Annotated in this window: 15 protein-coding genes; 8 read left to right on the top strand and 7 right to left on the bottom strand. The window is 71.4% G+C overall.

The genetic code is table 11. The features are described 5' to 3' along the window. Positions 1-19 precede the first annotated feature (19 nt). The 3 genes from ACSDR0_RS15525 to ACSDR0_RS15515 form a co-directional block, all read right to left on the bottom strand. Positions 20-4,900: an NAD-glutamate dehydrogenase gene (locus tag ACSDR0_RS15525; RefSeq protein ID WP_435289499.1), complete on the bottom strand. Its 4,881-nt coding sequence runs from the start codon at positions 4,898-4,900 to the stop codon at positions 20-22. 559 nt (positions 4,901-5,459) lie between these two features. Then, entirely contained in the window at positions 5,460-5,639 is a 180-nt protein-coding gene (locus ACSDR0_RS15520) for a zf-HC2 domain-containing protein (protein ID WP_435289498.1), read from the bottom strand. A gap of 23 nt (positions 5,640-5,662) precedes the next feature. Further along, the gene (locus ACSDR0_RS15515) at positions 5,663-6,202 is read right to left on the bottom strand and encodes a sigma-70 family RNA polymerase sigma factor (RefSeq protein WP_329090583.1); all 540 of its coding nucleotides are present in this window, start codon (positions 6,200-6,202) and stop codon (positions 5,663-5,665) included. 159 nt (positions 6,203-6,361) lie between these two features. On the opposite strand from ACSDR0_RS15515, the gene ACSDR0_RS15510 reads away from it, so the two are divergent. From ACSDR0_RS15510 to ACSDR0_RS15475, 8 genes are all read left to right on the top strand, one after another. Next, positions 6,362-6,493 carry a hypothetical protein gene (locus ACSDR0_RS15510; RefSeq protein ID WP_435289497.1) on the top strand — a complete coding sequence of 44 codons (132 nt, stop codon included), beginning with the start codon at positions 6,362-6,364 and terminating at the stop codon, positions 6,491-6,493. A gap of 15 nt (positions 6,494-6,508) precedes the next feature. After that, complete coding sequence (locus ACSDR0_RS15505; protein WP_435289496.1) at positions 6,509-7,177, top strand: DUF4142 domain-containing protein; 669 nt, start codon at positions 6,509-6,511, stop codon at positions 7,175-7,177. A 5-nt stretch (positions 7,178-7,182) separates the two neighbouring features. Next, positions 7,183-8,628, top strand: coding sequence for a DUF1996 domain-containing protein (locus ACSDR0_RS15500; RefSeq protein WP_435289600.1), 1,446 nt, complete (start codon positions 7,183-7,185; stop codon positions 8,626-8,628). A 144-nt stretch (positions 8,629-8,772) separates the two neighbouring features. After that, positions 8,773-9,612, top strand: coding sequence for a hypothetical protein (locus tag ACSDR0_RS15495; RefSeq protein WP_435289495.1), 840 nt, complete (start codon positions 8,773-8,775; stop codon positions 9,610-9,612). After that, entirely contained in the window at positions 9,609-11,066 is a 1,458-nt protein-coding gene (locus ACSDR0_RS15490; RefSeq protein ID WP_435289494.1) for an NADH-ubiquinone oxidoreductase-F iron-sulfur binding region domain-containing protein, read from the top strand. The genes ACSDR0_RS15495 and ACSDR0_RS15490 overlap by 4 nt, the downstream gene beginning before the upstream one ends. 155 nt (positions 11,067-11,221) lie before the next feature. Beyond that, positions 11,222-12,745, top strand: a complete 1,524-nt coding sequence (locus ACSDR0_RS15485) for an FAD-binding oxidoreductase (protein WP_435289493.1) — start codon at positions 11,222-11,224, stop codon at positions 12,743-12,745. 207 nt (positions 12,746-12,952) lie between these two features. After that, a complete protein-coding gene (locus ACSDR0_RS15480) occupies positions 12,953-15,109 on the top strand; it encodes a sensor histidine kinase (protein ID WP_435289492.1) in 2,157 nt (718 codons plus the stop codon). Next, positions 15,087-15,728, top strand: coding sequence for a response regulator (locus ACSDR0_RS15475; protein WP_435289491.1), 642 nt, complete (start codon positions 15,087-15,089; stop codon positions 15,726-15,728). The genes ACSDR0_RS15480 and ACSDR0_RS15475 overlap by 23 nt, the downstream gene beginning before the upstream one ends. Here ACSDR0_RS15475 and ACSDR0_RS15470 read toward each other — a convergent pair. From ACSDR0_RS15470 to ACSDR0_RS15455, 4 genes are all read right to left on the bottom strand, one after another. Further along, the gene (locus tag ACSDR0_RS15470) at positions 15,700-16,368 is read right to left on the bottom strand and encodes a hypothetical protein (RefSeq protein WP_435289490.1); all 669 of its coding nucleotides are present in this window, start codon (positions 16,366-16,368) and stop codon (positions 15,700-15,702) included. The genes ACSDR0_RS15475 and ACSDR0_RS15470 overlap by 29 nt on opposite strands. Positions 16,369-16,517: 149 nt before the next feature. Next, positions 16,518-18,590, bottom strand: a complete 2,073-nt coding sequence (locus tag ACSDR0_RS15465; protein WP_435289489.1) for an acetoacetate--CoA ligase — start codon at positions 18,588-18,590, stop codon at positions 16,518-16,520. A gap of 228 nt (positions 18,591-18,818) precedes the next feature. Continuing rightward, on the bottom strand, positions 18,819-19,553 hold the full coding sequence (locus ACSDR0_RS15460) for an HAD family hydrolase (protein WP_435289599.1): 735 nt from the start codon (positions 19,551-19,553) through the stop codon (positions 18,819-18,821). Positions 19,554-19,669: 116 nt separating this feature from the next. Next, the gene (locus ACSDR0_RS15455) at positions 19,670-20,302 is read right to left on the bottom strand and encodes an HAD family hydrolase (protein ID WP_435289488.1); all 633 of its coding nucleotides are present in this window, start codon (positions 20,300-20,302) and stop codon (positions 19,670-19,672) included. Positions 20,303-20,343 lie beyond the last annotated feature (41 nt).

The following is a 20,343-nucleotide window of genomic DNA, read 5'->3' as shown; positions in this document are numbered from 1 at the left end:
CCGGGCGCGGGTGAGCGGGTCAGGCGTCGGCGTGCGGGAGGTTGATGGTGGCCACCAGCGTGCGGATCGCGCGCAGGGCCACCGACAGGGTCGCGAGGTCGAAGTTGTCGCTCTCCCAGATCTCCGACAGGGTTTGCCGCGCCCGCGAGACCGCCGCCGAGTTGGCCTCGGTCCAGCGCGCCAGGCGTTCCTCGGGCGACAGCCCGGGGGTGCTGTGCGTCAGGACGTCGTGGGTGAGCGCGGCGTGCGCGGCGTAGAGGTCGTCGCGGAGCGCGGCCCGCGCCATGGAGTTCCAGCGGCTGTCCCTGGGCAGCGCGACGACGCGCTCGCGCAGCCTGGAGAGCTGGAGCCGGTCGGCGAGGTCGAAGTAGACCTCGGCGACGTCGTGCACGGGGCGGCCGGTGCGCGAGGCCACCTCGACCAGGTCGAACGTGGAGTAGGCGGGCACCATCGCGGCGACGCGCTCGGCCAGCTCGGCCGGGACGCCCCGGGAGACGAAGGCGTCGCGCCGCTCCTCGAAGGCGGACAGGTCGGACCCGGCCAGCAGCTTGGGCAGGTGCGGCAGCAGGCCGTTCATGTCCTTGGCGAAGAAGCCGACGGTGGAGGCCAGGTCCAGGGGCGGGCGCCGGTTGCCCAGCAGCCACCGGGTGCCCCGCTCGACGAGCTTGCGGGCCTCCAGCTCCATCGCGATCTGGGTGGAGGTGTCGACCTTGTTGTCCAGCTCCTCGATCTGGCGCCAGAGGCTGGGCATGTCGAAGACCTCCCGCGTGACCAGGTAGGCGCGGGCGATGTCCGGGGTGGACGCGCCGCTCTCCTCGCCGAGGCGGAACATGAAGGTGGTCCCGCTGGAGTTGACCAGGTCGTTCACCACGCCGGTGGTGATGATCTCCCTGCGGAGCGGGTGGGTGTCCATGTAGGGGCGGATGCCGGGCTCGCGCAGCGCCGACGGGAAGTAGGACACCAGCCATGACGCCAGGTAGGGGTCGTCGGGCAGGTCCGAGGCGAGGATCTCCGCGTCGGTCACCAGCTTGGTGTAGGCGAGCAGCACCGAGAACTCCGGCTCGGTCAGCCCGAGCCGGGCCTGGCGCCGCTCGGCCAGCATCTTGTCCGACGGCAGGAACTCCAGCTCCCGGTTGAGCAGCCCGGCCCGCTCCAGCCTGCGCAGCTGGCGCGCGTGGACGTGCAGCATGTCGGGGGCCTGCGCGCGGGCGGCGGCCAGCACCACGTTCTGGTCGTAGTTGTCGCGCAGGACCAGGTCGGCCACCTCGTCGGTCATGTCGAGGAAGAGCTGGTTGCGCTGCTTGTCGGTGAGCTCCCCGTCGCGGACGGCCCGGTCGAGCAGGATCTTGATGTTGACCTCGTGGTCGGAGGTGTCCACCCCGGCGGAGTTGTCGATGAAGTCGGTGTTGACCAGGCCGCCGTTGAGCGCGAACTCTATCCGGGCGAGCTGGGTGAAGCCCAGGTTGCCGCCCTCGCCGATCACCTTGCAGCGCAGCTCGGCGGCGGTGACCCGCAGGCCGTCGTTGGCCTTGTCGCCGACGTCGGCGTTGGACTCGCTCGACGCCCTGACGTAGGTGCCGATGCCGCCGTTCCACAGCAGGTCGACCGGGGCCCGCAGGATGGCGCTGATCAGGTCGGCGGGGGCCAGCGACGTCACGTCGGCCTCGATGCCGAGCGCGGCGCGCGTCTGCGCGGAGACGGGGATCGACTTGGCCGTGCGGGGCCAGACGCCGCCTCCCTTGGAGATGAGCGAGGCGTCGTAGTCGTCCCAGGAGCTGCGGGGCAGCGCGAACAGCCGGGCGCGCTCGGCGTAACTCCGGGCGACGTCCGGCTGGGGGTCGACGAAGATGTGCCGGTGGTCGAACGCCGCGACCAGCCGGATGTGCTGGGAGAGCAGCATGCCGTTGCCGAACACGTCACCGGACATGTCGCCGATCCCGGCCACGGTGAAGTCGGTGCTCTGGATGTCGACGCCGGTCGTGCGGAAGTGGTATTTGACCGACTCCCAGGCGCCCCGGGCGGTGATGCCCATGGCCTTGTGGTCGTAGCCGATCGAGCCGCCGGAGGCGAAGGCGTCGCCCAGCCAGAAGCCGTACTCCTTGGCCACGGCGTTGGCGATGTCGGAGAACGTCGCGGTGCCCTTGTCGGCGGCGACCACCAGGTAGGTGTCGTCACCGTCGTGCCTGACGACGTCGGCGGGCGGGACCACCTCGCCGTCGACGAGGTTGTCGGTGAGGTCGAGCAGGCCGGAGATGAACATCCGGTAGCAGGCGATGCCCTCGACCAGGGTTTCCTCTCGCGAACCCGACTTTGGCGGATTTTTTACGACGAAGCCGCCCTTGGACCCGGTGGGGACGATGACGGTGTTTTTCACCATCTGCGCCTTCACCAGCCCGAGCACCTCCGTGCGGAAGTCCTCCATCCGGTCCGACCAGCGCAGCCCGCCCCGCGCGACCTTGCCGAAGCGCAGGTGCACGCCCTCGACCCTGGGCGAGTAGACGAACACCTCGAACTTGGGCCGGGGCAGCGGCAGCACGCCGATCGACGGCGAGTCGAGCTTCAGGCTGACGTATGGCTTGCGCTCTCCGTCGACCCGCTGGAAGTAGTTGGTCCGCAGGGTGGCGCCGATCATCTCCAGGTAGGCCCGCAGGATCCGGTCCTCGTCCAGCGAGGCCACCTCGTCCAGCGCGGCGAGGATCTCCTCGTGCAGCGCGTCGGACAGGTCGGAGCGGACCTCGGCCGGGCGCCGGGGGTTGAGCCTGGCCTCGAACAGGCGCACCAGCAGCCGGGCGAGCCGCACGTTGCCCATCAGCACCCGCTCGATGTACTCCTGGCTGAACGTGGTGCCCGCCTGGCGCAGATACTTGGCGTACACGCGCAGGATCTCGGCCTGCTCCCAGGTCAGCCCGGCGGCCAGGACGAGCCCGTTGAACCCGTCGCTCTCCACCCGCCCGGCCCACAGGGCGCCGAACGCGTCCTGGAAGAGCCGCTTGAACTCATCCCTGTCGACCTCGGGCGAGGGCGTGTAGCGCAGGCCGAAGTCGTAGATCCAGGCGTCCTTGGTTACCGGGTCCCCGTCGCGGTCGATCTCGTACGGCCGCTCGTCGACCACCTCCACGCCCATCCGCTGGAGCAGCGGCAGCACGCGCGACAGGGAGACGGGCGCGCCGAGGCGGTAGAGCTTGAAGCGGCGCTCGCCCTCCGAGGCGTCGTACGGCTCGTAGAGGTTCATCCCGATCTCGTCGGAGGAGGCGGCCAGCGTCTCCAGGCGGCGCAGGTCGGCGACCGCCATCCGGGCGGGGAAGTCGGCCTTGTACCCCTCGGGGAACGCCGAGGCGTAGCGGCGGACGAGCGTGGGCGCCTCCTCCTCGGGGCTCAGCTCGATGATCGCGGAGACCAGGTCGTCCTCCCAGGACCTGGTGGCGGCGGCCAGCCTCGCCTCCAGCTCCTCGACGTTCACCGTGTCGGCGCGCAGCGGCCTGCCGCGCTCGCCGCGCACGACCACGTGCAGCCTGGCGAGGGCCGACTCGCCGATCATTGCGCTGTAGTCGAAGGTGCCGGCGCCGAGCGCCTTGAGCAGGATGTCCTGCATCTTGATGCGGATCTTGGTGGTGTAGCGGTCGCGCGGGAGATAGACCAGGCACGAGACGTAGCGGCCGTAGTCGTCCGGGCGCAGGAAGACCTTGACCTGCTTGCGCTCGCGGAGCCTGAGCACCCCGAGGGCGATCGGCAGCAGCTGCTCCACGGAGGTCTGGAAGAGCTCGTCCCTGGGGAAGGTCTCCAGGATCTCGATGAGGTCCTTGCCGTCGTGGCTGTCGGCGGTCAGCCCGGCGAGCACGAGCACCTCGGCCAGCTTGCGCCGGAGCACCGGGACGCGCGAGATCGACTCGCTGTAGGCCACGTGGGTGAAGAGGCCGAGGAAGCGCCGCTCGCCGACGACCTCACCCGAGGCGTCGAAGAGCTTGACGCCCACGTAGTCGAGGTAGGCGGAGCGGTGGACGGTGGCGCGGGTGTTGGCCTTGGTGATGATCAGCATCTGCTGCTTCTCGCGGGCCTTGGCGCGCAGCTCCGGGGGGAGCGCGGCGAAGCTGCCGGAGTCGGCGCTGTCGTTGCGGAGGATGCCCAGCCCGGTCCCGGGTATCGGGTGCAGCCTGTCGCCCTCCTCGCCCACCTCCAGGCGGTATTCGCGGTAGCCGAGGAAGGTGAAGTGCCCGTCGGCCAGCCAGCGCATCAGCTCCAGGCTGTCCTCCACCCCGGCGGGGTCGAGGGGCGGCGGGTTGGCCGAGACGTCCTCGGCGGTCCGCAGGGCGAGGGCCCGCATCTTGACGAAGTCCTCGACGGCGCCGCGCACGTCCTCCAGGACGCGCTGCAGGTCGGTCTCGATCGCCTTGAGCACGGCCTGGTCGTTCTGCCTGTCGATCTCGAAGTGCATCCAGGACTCGGCGAGCACCTGCCCGGTGACGTCCTGCTCGTCACGCCCGAGCAGCTTGCCCGTCATGTCCCTGCGCACGCGCATCTGCGGGTGGACGACCAGGTGGGTGCCGATGTCGTGCCGGTCGAACTCCATGGTCACCGAGTCGACGAGGAAGGGCATGTCGTCGGTGACGATCTCCACGACGGAGAACCCGGGGTCCCAGCCGTGCTCCTCCAGGGTGGGGGTGTAGGCCCGCACCAGGGCACGACCCTGGGGGCGCCTCTCGGCGAGCTGCCGCTGGGTCATCGCCGGACCGTACACGTCGACCGGGTCGCGGCCGAGCAGGTCCTCCGGGGCGACATGCCGGTAGTAGAGCCGCAGGAAGGCGAGCGCCTCCTCCACGCCCACGTGATCGCTGCCCGGTGTGTGCGCGCACGTCTCCGCGGCACTCCTCAGCAGCTCGTCCTTGGCCTCGTCGAGCGGCATGTCGCTCTCACTCCTTTGTGAGGGGTTTTGCACAGTTAGATGGGAATCCATGGTGAAGCTCATGATTCCTGCGGAAAAGGTGCCCGGTGGAGAGGAAGTGATGTCACGCACGCCCTCCGGGATGCGGCGCCCTCGCCCGGCCGTCCGCTCCAGGACGCACTCCGCTCCCCGGGGACCGGGGCGCGAAACGCCCGCCGCGGGGGGCCGGCCTGTCATGGGTGATCGAGATCACGGCCAGGCGCCGCGGCTCGTCATGGGAACCGCGGTCTCTCGCCGCTGCCGGCGGGGAACGGAAGGGCTCCTGGTCGGAGACGGCGGGTTCTCCCTGCGAGGTGGCGGTAGGGCAATCATTCCATAGGGTCGCCTCGGAACGGCTACGGCACCGCCGGGCGAGTCTGGCCTCGCTCCCGGCGCCTCGCCCTGCGGGCGGGGCCGTCCAGCCCGCACTCCGCCCATCGGGCATGGCCCGCGGCACGACACCTCCAGTGGCCGTCTGTCCCGATCCTCGTTGACCGGGACATACCACCGTTTCTGATATCACCCCAAAACCGGCTAAACGTCAATGTGGCGTCCGGTCATCGTCCAGGGCATTGGAGCGGTCCCGCTTCACCACATCGAGGAATCCGGGAACCTCACTGAGTTCCCGGAGCTCGATCTGGCACTCCTCGCATGTCATGAGATGGCTCTGGAACGCCTCGTGGTCCTCTTCGTCGAGCACCCCGAGCGCGTACGCAGCCACGTCATGATGCGGGGAGGGCAACATCAGCTCGCGACACCTCTCTCCTTCAGGACCTTTCGGAGAGCCCGGATCCCGTAGTAGAGCCGGGACTTGACCGTACCCGGCGGTATCCCGAGGATTTCCGCCGCTTCGTTAATCGTACGGTCCCGTAGGTAAGTCTGCTCGATGACTTCGCGGTGTTCTGGGGACAGTTCTCGCAACGCCTCGGCGACGATCATCGCCTCCAGCGCGCGATCGGCCCCGTCGGGAACGGGCACAGCGTTCGCGTCGGCGGGTTCGACCTCCTGTGGTCTAGTCCCTCGCCTGCGACGACCGTCGATGACGATACGTCGGGCGACGGTCAGGAGCCAGGCCCACAACAGGCCGGGCTCTCGTTGCAACCTCCCTGCATTACGCCAGGCTCGGACGAGCGTCTCCTGGACGACGTCCTCCGCCCATTGCAGATCGTTACCGGTGGCCTTACGCACATGGCGGAGCAGAGGTACACCGAACTCCCGGTACAGGTCTTCTACTAGGAGGACATCGGTGTCCGCGCTCTCGAACCGACTGTCGAGTTGACGCACGGGCACATCTTTACACCTTCGTTATCAGTCCCGTCTGCAACTCTGGCAACTCCAGTTATTTCTAACTATCTCATCACTTCTTCTGAACCACCCCGGGCGGCGCCGCGTACCTCCCACCAAGTGCGCCCGCACCGGCGGGCCTCGGGGAAAGGAAACGACATGGCAGTGCGGCACATCCCGTGGCCGGTCGGAGCTGTCCTCCTCCTCACGCACCCGGCCCCGTACGGGCCGGGCGGCACGTTCGCCACCACGCCGGGCGCCGAGAAGGCCCTGGTAGCGGCCATTCTCTGAGAGCGGAACCGGGCCATGTTCAGATCACTGTTCCGCCGCTTCAAGAACGGCGAGCCCCTGCTGTTCGGGGTCTTCATCGCGATCGCCGCCGTGGCGGTCGTCCTGATCACCCCGCCCGGCGGCGGGGCGGCCGCGCAGGGCTGGGTCCAGACCCCGCAGGGGCCTCTGGGCGCGGCCGACCGCGATCTGCTGGTCAAGGTCCGCCTGGCCGGTCTCTGGGAGATTCCCAGCGGTCAGCAGGCCCAGCAGAAAGCCGCGAGCAAGCGGGTGAAGGAGGTCGGCATGCACCTGATGACCGACCACCTCAAGCTCGACGAGGAGGTTCGCGCCCTCGCGGCCAAGCTGAACGTGCCGCTGCCCGACCAGCCCAACGCCGACCAGCAGGGCTGGATGGCGCAGCTGGCGGCGGTGAAACCGGGCGCCGAGTACGACCTCCTGTTCGCCCAGCTGTTGCGGGCGGCCCACGGAAAGGTCTTCGGGGTGGTCGCCGGCGTACGATCCGGCACCCGAAACGACCTGGTCAGGACATTCGCCCAGCGGGCGGTCGAGGTGGTCATGAAGCACATGACCCTGCTGGAGAGCACGGGGCTGGTCGACTACTCGGACCTTCCCGAGCCTCCGATGCCCTCCCCGCCGCCGCCCGTCTCCGCTCTCGACACACCTGTGAGGAGAGAAAACGCTTGAAAATCATGAAACGCTCGCTCGTCTCCCTGTCCGCACTGGCCCTCGCCGCCAGCACGCTCACCACCGTCACGTTCACGGTGGCGGTCACGACTCCCGCCTACGGTGACCACTGCGACCCCGCCGAGCAGCAGGCCCAGAACCAGCGAAGCCAGCAGGACCAGCCCGCACAGGACCAGAACCAGCAGAACCAGAACCAGGACCAGCAGCAGAACCAGGACCAGCAGAACCAGAATCAGAACCAAAACCAGGAGCAGGCACCCCCCGCGCAGGACGCTCCCGCACAGGATCAGCCCGCACAGGACCAGCCCGCACAGGACCAGCCCGCACAGGACGCTCCCGCCCAGGACCAGTCCGCGGACGCGCCTCCCGCGGGCGGAAGCCTCATCCCCGCGTCTCCCACGGAGCCGGCCGCCCCCGACGAGTCCGCCGACCAGCAGCAGGCCCCGGCCGAGGACAACGCCGGCGACAACGCCCGCCGCAGGCCCACCCAGGCGCCCTCGCAGACCCCCACCGACGCCCCGCCGGCCGAGACTCCGGCTCCCAGCGAGAGCCCCGCTCCCCCGCAGGACGACGAGGAGGCCGAGTGCGCCGACCTCGGGCCGTTCCCCGAGGACTTCATCGACATCCGGCAGGTCCAGCGGAACGTCCAGGAGATCCGGCCGCGGCGCGGCGGCTCCGCCGGCGTCTTCACCTCCCGGTGTGGCACGAACAGGAACAACCACCGCAACTCCGACAACTTCATCGTGGCCCCCGGCGTGAGCAACGGCGCCCACCATGTCCACGACTACGTCGGCAACCTGTCGACCGACGGGTTCTCCACGGACCAGTCCCTGGCCGCCGCGGGCACCACGTGCGCGCTCAACGACCGCTCGACCTACTTCTGGCCGGTCCTTCGCGACCGCACGAGCGACGCCAACGCCAACGACCCGGACGGCAACGTCGGCACCATCATGCAGGCCCGCCAGGTGAGCCTGCAGTTCCGCGGGAACCCGGTCTCCAGGGTGAGCCCGATGCCGCGTTTCATCAGGATGATCACCGGTGACGCCAAGGCCGCCACCAACGGCGGCGCGAACGCCCTCGCCAAGTGGACCTGCACCGGGTTCACCAACCGGATCACCACCAAGTACCCGCTCTGCCCGCGCGGCAGCCAGCTCGTCCGGATCCTGGACTTCCCCAGTTGCTGGGACGGCCAGAACAACGACAGCGCCAACCACCGCACGCACGTGCTGTTCCCCGACGCGAACGGCGCCTGCCCGTCCGGCACCAGGGCCATCCCCCAGCTGCGGATGAGCCTGGTCTACGCCACGCCGCGCACGGCGTCCTTCGCGCTGGACGCCTTCCCCGAGCAGCGGCACAACCCCGTCACCGACCACGCCGACTTCGCCAACCTGATGCCCGACCGGCTCATGAGGTTCGCGGTCGACTGCATCAACAGGAACCGTCGCTGCTGACGGCATCCTTCCGGGACCGCCGCCCCCCGTCTCCGCGCCTCTTCCACACCCCCGCGGAGACGGCGGGCGGCATCTCGCGATATCAGAGTCCATCACCCTCGCACGCAGATGTCGTTCGAGCCGCTTCGCAGACAGGAGCCATAGGTGGGTAACAGACGGACTCCGAGACACACCCGGTCGGAGGCCGGGATCAGTCTCGACCAGAGGCCCGCCAGGATCGGCCTCGGTGTCACGATCACGGTCTCCGTGGTCGGCCTTCTGATGCTCGGGCGCACCGCGCCCGGCATGGAGGTGGCCGCTACCGTCCGTGGCATCTTCTCGTTCTTCTCGGGCGTGATCGCCCTCGTGTCGCTCACCGCGACCGTGGCGCTCGGCCTGCTCTCCGCCGACCGGATCGTGCTGCCCGTCCTGGGCAGGATCCGTTCCCAGCTGGTCCACCGGGCCGCCGCCATGCTCGGCATGGGCTTCCTGGCCATCCACGTCATCATGAAGATCATCGAAAGCAAGACCTCCCTCGCGTCCGTCGTGGTCCCGCTGGGCGTGAGCGGCCAGAGCCTGTACGTCGGTTTCGGGGCCATCGCCTCCGACCTGATGATCCTTGTCTTCCTCACCGGGGTCGCCCGGGCCAGGTTCGCGGAGAACCGCAGGCCGTGGCTCTGGCGTATGCTGCACGGCTCCGCCTACCTGGCGTGGCCGATGGCGGTCCTGCACGGGCTGACCGCGGGCCGCGCACCCGCCGAATGGGTCACCTGGAGCTACGTGGTCTGCCTGGTCGCGGTGGGAGCCGCCCTGCTGATCAGGGTGATCTCCGAGCTGCAGCCCAAGCCGATCATCGTGCGCGAGGAGATACCGGTGGCGGTGCCCGTCGCCGCGGAGCTGACCCCGCCCACGAGCATCACGCCGCCCACGAGCATCGTCGGCCGCATCCCGCGCCTGGTGCGTGAGGACCCGCCCGAGCTTCGTCGTATCGGAGATGTCGGATGATTCCCTATCGCGTTCCCCCCGTCCGGCAGCTGGGACCCGCCCGGCTGACCGCCGGGCTTGAGGACTGCCGCAGGATGGACCTCGCGGAACACCGCGACATGCACGGCACGGCACCGAGCATGTCCGGCGAGGAGCTGGCGGCGCTGGCCGACGAGGTGGACATGCGCGGGCGGGGCGGAGCCGCGTTCCCCTTCGCCCGCAAGGTCCGCGCGGTGATGGACAAGAAGACGGAGAAGATCGTCCTGGTCAACGCGGCCGAGGGCGAGCCCGCGAGCAGCAAGGACACCATGCTGCTCACCAGGACCCCCCATCTGGTGATCGAGGGGGCGCTGCTCGCGGCGGGCGCGATCGGCGCCAAGCAGGTCGTGATCGCAACCGTCGAGGGCGGCATGGGCCAGGCGTCCGTGGCCGCCGCGGTCGAAGAGCGGGGCATCAGCGACCAGGTCCGGGTGGTCGGCATCGTCGAGAGGTTCATCTCCGGCGAGGGCGGCGCGCTGGTCCGTTCGGTGAACGGCCAGGTCGGGGAGCCGCCGGGCCGCAAGGTCAGGGCCGTGGAGAGCGGCGTGAACGGGCTGCCCACCCTGCTGTCCAACGCCGAGACGTACGCCCAGCTCGCGGTCCTCGCGACCCTGGGCGCGGAGCGGTACGCCGACGTCGGCACGGCGCGCGAGCCCGGGACGGTCCTGCTCACCGTGGGAGGCTCCGCCAAGGCCCCGGCCGTGGTCGAGGTCGCGACCGGCACCCCCCTGTACGCCGTCCTGGACGCCTGCCAGGCCTCCACCGGCGACGGGGTGCTGGTGGGCGGCTACCACGGCGCGTGGCTCCACGCGGACGCCGCGGCCGTGGCGACCATCTCCCGCCAGGGCATCTCCGAGGCGGGCGGCCAGCTCGGCGCCGGGATCATCGTGCCGCTCGGCGGGGAGACGTGCCCGCTGGGGGAGACGGCCAGGGTCGCGAAATACCTGGCCGCCCAGTCGTCGGGGCAGTGCGGCCCCTGCCGTCTCGGCCTCCCGGACGTCGCGCAGTCGATGGCCGAGCTCGTGAACGGGTCGGCCTCCGCCCTGGACGAGTTGCGGGGCAGGGCCGCGAGCGTCAAGGGCAGGGGCGCGTGCTTCCACCCCGACGGAACGTCCAGGTTCGTGCTGTCGGCGCTGGACGCCTTCCCCGAGGACATCGAGGAACACCTCCTGCGCGGCGGCTGCGGGCGCCCGGTACTCGGCGTGCTCCCCCTGCCCCCGCAGGAGAACGAGCCAGAGGTGAAGCTCACCGTGGACTGGACCCGCTGCCAGGGCCACGGCCTGTGCGCCCAGCTCGCCCCCGACCTCGTCCACCTCGACGAGCACGGCTACCCGGCGTTCAGCCGCGACACCGTGCCCACCCAGTTCCGGCGGATGGCCCGCAGGGCCGTCGAGATGTGCCCCGCCCTCGCGCTGCGCGTGGCGCAGGGGACGTGAGCCGCTTTCCCGTTCTCCCGTTTCCCCGCTTCCCCGTTCTCCGCGAGCCTCCATCGGGCCTCTCTCACGTCAGGGGTGATGTGAATGTGACCAACCAGAAGGGCAGTGCGGTCGTCCTATCGGGCAGGTGACACTGAACCTCGGGGAGTAACGACATGCGAACCCCTCCGGACAGGCGGGCATTCCTTCGAACCGGCGGCTTGGCCGCCCTCACACTGGGCGCTCAGGGGATACCCACCCTGGGCGCCGTCGGCATGAACGGCGGTGACACCGCCGGCACGACCGGCCGGAGCGCCGCGAGCGCGCCACGGCCCGCCGACTGGCGGGCCCTGGCCGGCGGGCTGGAGGGCAGGCTCATCCGGCCGGGCGACGCCGCGTACGACGGCGCCCGGAAGCTGTTCAACCCCACCTTCGACGCGGTGCGGCCCTCGGGGGTGGCCTACTGCGCCAACCCCTCCGACGTCGCCGAGTGCGTCGCCTTCGCGCGACGGCTGAAACTGCCGCTGGCCGTGCGGTCCGGCGGGCACTCCTACGCGGGCTGGTCCACCGGGACCGGGCTGGTCCTCGACGTGTCCCGGATGAGCAAGGTCGCCCACTCCTCGGGCCGGGCGACCGTCGGGGCGGGCGCCAAGCTGATCGACGTCTACGACAAGCTGGCCGCGAGCGGGGTCAGCATCCCCGCCGGGACCTGCGCCACGGTCGGGGTGAGCGGGCTGGCGCTGGGCGGCGGGATCGGCGTGGTCTCCAGGAAGTACGGCCTGACCTGCGACGTGATGGAGTCGGTCCAGATCGTCACGGCCGACGGCCGGCTGCTGACCTGCGACGCGAACCACAACGCCGACCTCTACTGGGCCTCGCGGGGCGGCGGCGGGGGCAACCTCGGCGTGGCGGTCTCCTTCGGGTTCCGGACCCACCCCACCCGCGAGGTCACGGTGTTCTTCCTGCACTGGCCGTGGTCGAAGGCGGTCAGGGCCCTGCGCGCCTGGCAGGCGTGGGCCCCCTCGGCCCCCGACGCCATGTGGTCGGGGATGCATTTGAGCCGCAACGGCGCGACGGACGTGGAGGTCGTCGGCCTCTACCTCGGCGGCAGGGCCGGTTGCGAGCGGCTGCTCGACAGGCTGGCCGACGCGGCCGGGTCGCCGTCGTCGAGTTACGTCAGGCAGACCTCCTACCGCCAGGCCATGCTGACCATGGCGGGCTGCGGCTCGCTCTCGGTCTCCCAGTGTCACCTGGGCGGCTCCCTTCCCGGGCAGACCCGGGGCGGGCGGCTGTCCAGGGACACCTTCACGGCCAAGTCGCACATGGCCTACCGCCCGCTCTCCGAGGCCGGGGCCAAGGCCCTGGTCGCCCAGGTCGCCCGCCCCGGCGAGCACACCGTGCTGCTGGACGCCCTCGGCGGCGCCGTCGCCAGGGTCCGCCCCGACGCCACGGCCTTCCCGCACCGGGCCGCCCTCTACAGCGTGCAGTACTACGCCCACCGCCCAGGGGCGGCCGGTTGGGCCAGGAGCGCGCACGCGGCGATGCGGCCCCACTTCGGCGATCACGCGTACGTCAACTACATCGACCCGGAGCTCGGCGGCTGGCGCGCGGCCTACTACGGGGGCAACGCCGCCAGGCTCGCCCAGATCAAGGCCGCCCGCGACCCCGGCCGCCTGTTCCGCCTCCCGCAGGGGATCTGACCTCGGGGCGTCCGGCCCCGGAGACCGGGCTCCCGGCGCCCCGACCTCGAGGATCCGGCGCGGGGAGATCCCGGGCCGCCGGTTCTCGCCGGTGTGCCCCGCGTGCCCGGCGCACCCGGCGCCGTCCCGGGACATCGTCCCGGTGGACCGGGCGCGCGGCCGGGTACGGTGTGGCGACCGGCTCGGGGGTACAGGCTCGGAGGAACAGTGGCGGCAGCGGCGCGTATCGCGTGGTCGTGGTGTGCCCTGACCCTGCTCCTGGTCGTGCTCGCCCTGACCCTCGCGGCTCTCAACGGCACGGGCCTGCGCTCCCTGTCACACCTGTTGTTCGTGACGGCCTGCGCGCTCGCGGGCGGGCTCATAGGCTCGGGCCGCCCCGGGCACGGGGTGGGCCGGCTGCTGGCGCTGAGCGCCTTCTGCTTCGCGCTCATGGAGGCCTGCGGGCAGTACGCGATCCTCGGCCTCGTCACACATCCGGGGCTGCCGCTGGCCGGGGTCCTGGCCTGGCCGCAGACCTGGCTGTGGGTACCGGCGAACCTCTCGGCCTGCCTGATCCCGCTGTTCTTCCCCGGGGGGCGACCGTACTCGCGCGGAGCGCGCGGGCTGGTGATCGGCGCCGCCGCCGCGGGAGCCGTGGCCATGGTGGCCGGCGCGCTGCGTCCGGGCGAGAACGAGCAGGTCGGCGAGAACAGCGGGGTGGTCAACCCGCTCGGGGTGCCGGAGCTGGCGGGCGCGGCACCGGTGGTGGAGGCGGCCATGACGGTCCTGTTCGCGGTGGTGTTCGCCGCGGGCGCGCTGGACCTGGGCGTGCGGGCCCTGCGGAGCCGCGGCGGGGAGCGCCGCCAGATCGCCTGGCTGGTCTACGCGGTCGCCGTCGAGATGGTGGTCATCTCGGCCAGGCTGGCGGCCGGGCTGACCGACGACGTCCCCGGCGCCGTCTGGCCCTCGACGAGCACCCCCTGGGAGCTGGTCGGCGCGACGGGCTCGACCTTCCTGCCGGTCGCCATCTGCGTCGCGATCCTGCGCCACCGGCTCTTCGACATCGACCTGGTGATCAACCGGACGCTGGTCTACGCGCTGCTCTCGGCATGCGTGACCGGCGGGTACGTGGCCGTGGTCGGCTACCTCGGCGCGCTCTTCCCCTCCGACGACCTGCCGATCTCGATCCTGGCCGCCGGGCTCGTCGCCCTCGCCTTCGCGCCGCTGCGGGAACGGCTGCAGGGCTGGATCAACCTGCTGACGTACGGCGAGCGCGACGACCCGTACGCGGCGCTCACCCGCCTGGGCCGTCGCCTGGAGAGCACCGCCGAGCCCGGAACCGTGCTGCCGGGGGTCGCGCGGTCGGTCGCCGAGGCGCTGCGCCTTCCGTACGCGGCGGTCGAGACGGCCGCGGGCTCGCGGCACGCCTCGGGCACGCCCGGCGCGGACCTCGTACGGCTGCCGCTGACGCACAACGGCGAGCGCGTCGGCGACCTCATCCTGTCGCCCAGGCCGGGAGAGAGCGGGTTCGGCCCCCGCGACCTGCGCGTACTCGGCGACCTGGCCAGGCAGGTCGCGGTGGCCGTGCACGCCGTACGGCTCTCCGCCGACCTGCGGCGCTCGCGGGAACGGCTGGTGATGGCCCGCGAGGAGGAACGACGCCGGCTGAGGCGCGACCTGCACGACGGGCTCGGGCCCACGCTGGCCGCGCTGACCATGCGGGCGGAGGCCGTGCACGACCTGGTCGGCGACGAGCGCGCGCGGCGACTGCTGGCCGGGATCGTCTCCGACGCCGAGGCCGCGGTGGCCGACGTGCGGACCCTGGTGGACGGGCTGCGCCCGCCCGCGCTGGACTCCCTGGGGCTGCTCGGCGCCCTCCGTGCCCACGCGACCCGGCAGCCGTCCGGCCTGCGCGTGGCCCTGCACGCCCCGGACGACCTGCCGCCGCTGCCCGCCGCCACCGAGGTCGCCGCCTACCGGATCGCGTCCGAGGCGCTGACCAACGTGCACAGGCACGCCGGGGCGACCCGCGCTGAGCTGCGGGTGGAGGTGGTGGGCGGCACGCTGAGGCTGGAGGTGTCCGACGACGGCCGCGGGATGCGGCCGGAGCCCGGGGCCGGGGAGGACACCTGTACGGGGAACGGTGCCAGTGAGGGGAACGGTGCCGGAGGGCCGGACTCGGCGAGGGCGGGGAAGCCGGACGTGGCGGAGGCCGGGAGGCCGGACGCGGCGGGGGTGGGGCTGGCGTCGATGCGGGAACGGGCCGCGGAGCTGGGCGGATCGTGCACGTTCGAGGAGCCTCCGGGGGGCGGGACCCTCGTCAGGGTCGTGCTGCCCGCGGGCGAGGAGGAAGGGGACAGCGGTGATCCGGATCCTGCTGGTTGACGACCACCCGGGGTTTCGCGCTGGACTGCGGACCCTGCTGTCGACGGCCGAGGGCGTCGAGGTGGTCGACGAGGCCGCGAGCGGCGAGCAGGCGCTGGCCCTGGTCGGGCGGGCGCAGCCCGACGTGGTCCTGATGGACCTGGCGATGCCCGGCATGGGCGGGGTCGCGGCGACCGAGCGGCTCACCCGCGACCACCCGCACATCCGGGTGGTCGTGCTCAGCATGTCGGACGACGACGACTCGGTGTTCGCCGCCATGCGGGCCGGTGCCCGGGGCTACGTCCTCAAAGGCGCCAGGAAGGCGGAGATCGTCCGGTCGGTGCAGGCGGTGGCCGAGGGCGAGGCCATCTTCGGGCCCGCCGTCGCCGCCCGGCTGGTGGGCTACTTCGCCGAGCGCGGACCCGGAGCCGGGCGCGGCGGACCGGCCCTGCCCGAGCTGACCAGGCGGGAGCGGGAGATCCTCGGCCTGGTCGCCGAGCACCTGACGAACCCGCAGATCGCGGCCAGGCTCGGGCTGAGCCAGAAAACCGTGCGCAACCACGTGTCGGCCGTCTTCACCAAGCTCCAGGTGGCCGACCGGGCGCAGGCGATCACGCGTGCGAGGGAAGCGGGGCTCTGACACCCCCGGTCCACTCGGCGTCCGGCATGCGCAGCACGCGCAGCGCGATCCAGCCGTAGGCGGCCAGGTGGAGCAGGGCGCCCACCGACTGCACGGCCGGCGACTGCCCTATGGCCACGAACGGGACGACCGTCCCCACGATCGCGACGACCGGCACCCACCAGGGGGCGACCCTGACCGCGGCCAGCGCGATCAGCAGGGTGAACAGGCCGACGTGGCACAGGAACGCGGGCAGCAGCATGCCGTACAGGAAGCCCCACAGCTCGCCCGCCCGGGCCGTGACCGCCTCCGCCTGCGCGGCGGGCAGCGTCTGGGCCAGGGCGAGGTCGTAGAAGTCGGTGGTGAAGAGCGTCAGCGCGTGCCCGGAGCCGATCAGCCCGATCGCGGCCCCGATGCCGCTCGCCCTCGGGGCGCGTTCGCGCAGCAGGTGGGCCAGGGCGAGGACCACCGGGATGAGGCTGAGCGTCGCCCAGACGTAGAGCAGCGCGCTGACCTGCACGGTCGTCGCGTGCTCGCGGAAGATGTCGGGGTCGTGCTCGGCTCCGGGGGGTGAGGTGAGGAAGGCGAGGAACTCCAGCACCGGCCAGGCGAGCAGGGCGATGCCGGCGACGACCCGGCGAAACGAGTCAGTATTTTTCATCACCTGCGTAGCGAACCGGGATCCCGTCCCGGGCCGCCTGAGCCGGTGACCCCGGTTCCCGGGAGGAATGTCCTCCGGAAACCGGGACCGCCCCGCCGCGGTGACCGGCCGTGGCGGCGGGCCTTCCGGCGTGACCCGCGACGCGGCGGTCAGTGCCGGGTGGCGTCGGCCTCCGGGGGGAGCTCGGTCTTCGGGGTCGGCTCGGTCTGCGAGGTCGGCCCGGTCTGCGAGGTCGGCTCATCCTGCGGGGTCGGCCCGGCCTTCCGGGAGAGGTGGGCCCCCGGCACGAAGTGGGAGAGGACCTCGGGGTTGGCCATGGCGTCGAGGTTGGCGGCCTTCTCCGGGGCGACACCGAGGAGGATCTTGCGGATGGGGACCTCCAGCTTCTTGCCGCTGAGGGTGCGGGGGATGCCGGGGACCTCGATGATCTCGTTCGGCACGTGGCGCGGTGAGAGGCCTTCCCGCAGCTCCCGGCGCAGGCGCGCGACCAGGTCGTCGTCCAGGGGCGTCGCCTCGGCCATGGTGACGTACAGCAGCAGGCGGCCCTCCTGCCCGAGCTGGCCGGTGTCGATCACCAGGCTGTCGGTGATCTCCTCGAAGCGCTCCACCACGCGGTAGAACTCGCTGGTGCCCATCCGGACACCGCCCCGGTTCAGGGTCGAGTCGGAGCGGCCGTAGATCACGCAGCCGCCGTCGGGAAGGATCTTGATCCAGTCGCCGTGCCGCCAGACGCCGGGATACTCGGAGAAGTAACTGTCGCGGTAGCGGGACCCGTCGGGGTCGTTCCAGAACATCACCGGCATCGACGGCATCGGCAGGGTCAGCACCAGCTCCCCCACCTGGCCGATCACCGGCGTGCCCGACGGGTCGAAGGACTCGACCCTCGCCCCCAGGCAGCGGCACGGGATCACCCCCGCCCGGACCGGCAGCAGCGGTACGGCGCCCACGAAACCGGTGCAGACGTCGGTGCCGCCGGAGAACGAGCCGAGCTGGACCTCCGGCAGCGCCTCGTGCACCCAGGCGAACCCCTCGGGCGGCAGCGGCGAGCCGGTGGAGCCGAGCCCCCGCAGCCGGTCGAGACCGGACGGCAGAAGACCGGCCTTCATGGACGCGATCACGTACGGGGCCCCCGTACCGAAGTAGGTGACGCCCTCCTCGGCGGCCAGCCGCCAGAGCGCGCCGGTCTCCGGGTAGGTCGCGGCCCCGTCGTAGAGCACCACCGCCGAGCCGACCAGCAGGCCGCCGACGAGGTAGTTCCACATCATCCAGCCGGTGGTGGTGTACCAGAAGAAGACGTCGTCCTCGCCCAGGTCCTGGTGGAAGGAGAGCGCCTTGAGGTGCTCCAGCACCACGCCGCCGTGACCGTGCACGATCGGCTTGGGCAGCCCGGTGGTGCCCGAGGAGTAGACGATCCAGAGCGGGTGCCCGAACGGCACCGGCTCGAAGTCGAGCGGCCCCGCGACGGCGCGCAGCTCCGCCCAGCTCACCGTACGGACCCCGTCGCCGGTCGCGCCCTGGCTCTCCGCCGTGCCGGGGATGTCCTGGGCCGGGATGCTCACCCGCGCCACCAGGGTCGGCAGCTTGGCGGCGATGTCCTGGACGACCCCGCTCCGGTCGAAGCGCCTGCCGTTGTAGTCGTAACCGTCGACCGCGACGAGCACCTTCGGCTCGATCTGGGTGAAACGGTCGATCACACTGGGCGCGCCGAAGTCGGGCGAGCAGGAGGACCAGACGGCGCCCAGGGAGGCGGTCGCCAGGAAGGCGATCAGCGCCTCGGGGACGTTCGGCACGTAGGCCGCGACCCGGTCTCCCCGGCCGACGCCCAGCGCGGCCAGTCCCGTGCGGACCCGCGCCACCTCCTCGGCCAGTTCTCCCAGGGTGAGCGCCCGGCGCCCGCCCGCCTCGTCGCGGGAGATCACCGCGAGCCGTCCGGGGGCGGACGCGGCCGCGCGCAGCGCGTTGGCCGCGTAGTTCAGCGTCGACCCGGCGAACCACTCGGTGCCGGGCATCTCCCCCGACATGACAGGCCCGTCACCGCGCTCTCCCACGACCCCGAAGTAATCCCAGATCGACGTCCAGAACTCCTCCGGGGCGTCGACCGACCACTGCCACAGGGACTCGTAGTCACCGGCCCGGCCCAGCCACTGCGCGTAGCGGGTGACCTTGGCGTTCCTCACGATCTCCGGGGACGGCTCCCAGAGCGGCGCACCTTCCTCAACCATGACCCCCATCCTCTCGGCGCCCCACCCGAATGTCATCCCCCGTGGCCACACACCCTCCACCCACCCCGTGTGGGACGGCCACGTACGAACTCCCGGGCGGGAACGGGCGACGCCCGGCCACGGACATGAATCCTCGCCGGACATGTGGGGCCGATCAGCGGTGACGGGTCCGGCTCCGCATGGTTCGCCCCGTACAGCCGCCGGACGGTCGCCCGCGAGGGCGAGGAGTCAGCGGCCCGCCGGGGAGTGGCCCGCGCGCCGGGCCGGCGAGGTGAGGCCCGCGACGGCGGCGACGACCTCGGAGGGGTTGGAGAGGTCGGGCAGGACCACGTCGGCTCCCGCCTCGTGCAGTTCGGCCGGGAGGGAACGCCCCGAGGCGACCCCGATCATCGCGGCCCCGGCGATCCTGGCGGCCTGGACGTCCCTGGCCGAGTCGCCGATCAGCACGGTGTTGCGCCCGTCGAAGGTCGCCCCGTACTTCTGCTTGGCGCGGCCCTGCGCGACCTGCAGGAGGGTGGCCTTGGGGTAGACCTCCTCGCCGTAGCCGCCGATCTCGAAGTCGACGTGCTTGTCGAGGCTGAACGCGGTCAGCTTGTGCACCGCGTTGCTCTTGATCGTGCCGGTGAGCACCGACTGGACCACGCCGTCGAGCCTCGCGACGGCCTTCAGCGCGTCGCGGGCGCCGGACATCATCCGGCCGTCCTTGGCCAGGCGCTTGCGCCGGGCTCCGAAGGACACCGCCAGCGCGTCGAGGAACCTGGGGAGGTGGTCGTCCCCGGCGACGATCCCGTTGATGGCGAGCATCTCGAAGACGATCTCCGAGTCGGGGCGCCCGTTGGCCTGGGTCAGTTTGACCAGGGGTCTTCCGGTGACACTGCGGAAGGCCTCCGCGTACGCGTCGCGGGTGACGATCGACACGTCGACCAGCGTGAGGTCGATGTTCCAGAGGACGAGGCGGTTGATCGGGGACCTCCCGGAATGGGGGTGGATGCCCAGGGTAAGGCTCCAAGCGCACGATGACCGTCTTCGATACCGAAAGGATCCGTTCGCCGGTTCTCGGGAGATCGCGTGGCGGGCCGTCAGGCGTGGTCGAGTGCGTTCTCCAGGGTGTCGACGACCGGGACGCCGCAGGCCATCAGATCGGCCCGGCTGGTCATGCCGCCGGTGTAGAGGACCGCGCGTGCCCCGACGTGCTGGGCGGCGTGTGCGTCGTCCAGGCTGTCGCCGATCACGACGACGTCGGCCGGGTCGATGCCGAGCGCGGCGAGGTGGGCCACCATCGATTCGGCCTTGTGCCCGCCGGGAGCGCTGCGCAGGCCGTCGATCCGGGCGAAGTGGTGGTCGATCCCGAATTCCGCGATCTTGGGAACCAGCCGTTCGTGCGCCCACATGGACAGCAGCGACTGCTTGCCGCCCGCGCGCTCCCAGCTCTGCAGGGTGGAGAGGGCGTCGGCGGCCAGCCCGCACTCCAGCATCAGCCGGTGGTAGCTCTCGTGGAAACCGAGGTCGAGCCTCTCCCACTCGCCGTCCTCCAGGGCACGGCCGAGCATGCGCTCGTAGGCGGCCCAGATCGGGCGCGTGTAGACCGCACGGAAGCGGTCGGCATCGTAGGAACCCAGCCCGTACGGCTCGAACACCGCGTTCGTCGCACCGACGACGGCGTCGATGTCGTGAAACAGCGTGCCGTTCCAATCCCAAACAATGTGTCTCATATTGCCCTCCAGAATAGCGAAAACCCCCGCCGGACCGGCGC

This window comes from Streptosporangium sp. G11 (assembly GCF_051192615.1).
Taxonomy (GTDB): domain Bacteria; phylum Actinomycetota; class Actinomycetes; order Streptosporangiales; family Streptosporangiaceae; genus Streptosporangium.
The sequence above is the reverse complement of the archived record's forward strand: the minus strand, read 5'-3'. Positions and strand labels throughout refer to the sequence as shown.

What these genes read in the sequence shown, in the direction of transcription:
- ACSDR0_RS15525 (WP_435289499.1), bottom strand. Translation starts at nt 4,900, where the DNA reads ATGCCGCTCGACGAGGCCAAGGACGAGCTGCTGAGGAGTGCCGCGGAG.
- ACSDR0_RS15510 (WP_435289497.1), top strand. Translation starts at nt 6,362, where the DNA reads ATGGCAGTGCGGCACATCCCGTGGCCGGTCGGAGCTGTCCTCCTCCTC.
- ACSDR0_RS15505 (WP_435289496.1), top strand. Translation starts at nt 6,509, where the DNA reads ATGTTCAGATCACTGTTCCGCCGCTTCAAGAACGGCGAGCCCCTGCTG.
- ACSDR0_RS15500 (WP_435289600.1), top strand. Translation starts at nt 7,183, where the DNA reads ATGAAACGCTCGCTCGTCTCCCTGTCCGCACTGGCCCTCGCCGCCAGC.
- ACSDR0_RS15490 (WP_435289494.1), top strand. Translation starts at nt 9,609, where the DNA reads ATGATTCCCTATCGCGTTCCCCCCGTCCGGCAGCTGGGACCCGCCCGG.
- ACSDR0_RS15485 (WP_435289493.1), top strand. Translation starts at nt 11,222, where the DNA reads ATGCGAACCCCTCCGGACAGGCGGGCATTCCTTCGAACCGGCGGCTTG.
- ACSDR0_RS15470 (WP_435289490.1), bottom strand. Translation starts at nt 16,368, where the DNA reads ATGAAAAATACTGACTCGTTTCGCCGGGTCGTCGCCGGCATCGCCCTG.
- ACSDR0_RS15465 (WP_435289489.1), bottom strand. Translation starts at nt 18,590, where the DNA reads ATGGTTGAGGAAGGTGCGCCGCTCTGGGAGCCGTCCCCGGAGATCGTG.
- ACSDR0_RS15455 (WP_435289488.1), bottom strand. Translation starts at nt 20,302, where the DNA reads ATGAGACACATTGTTTGGGATTGGAACGGCACGCTGTTTCACGACATC.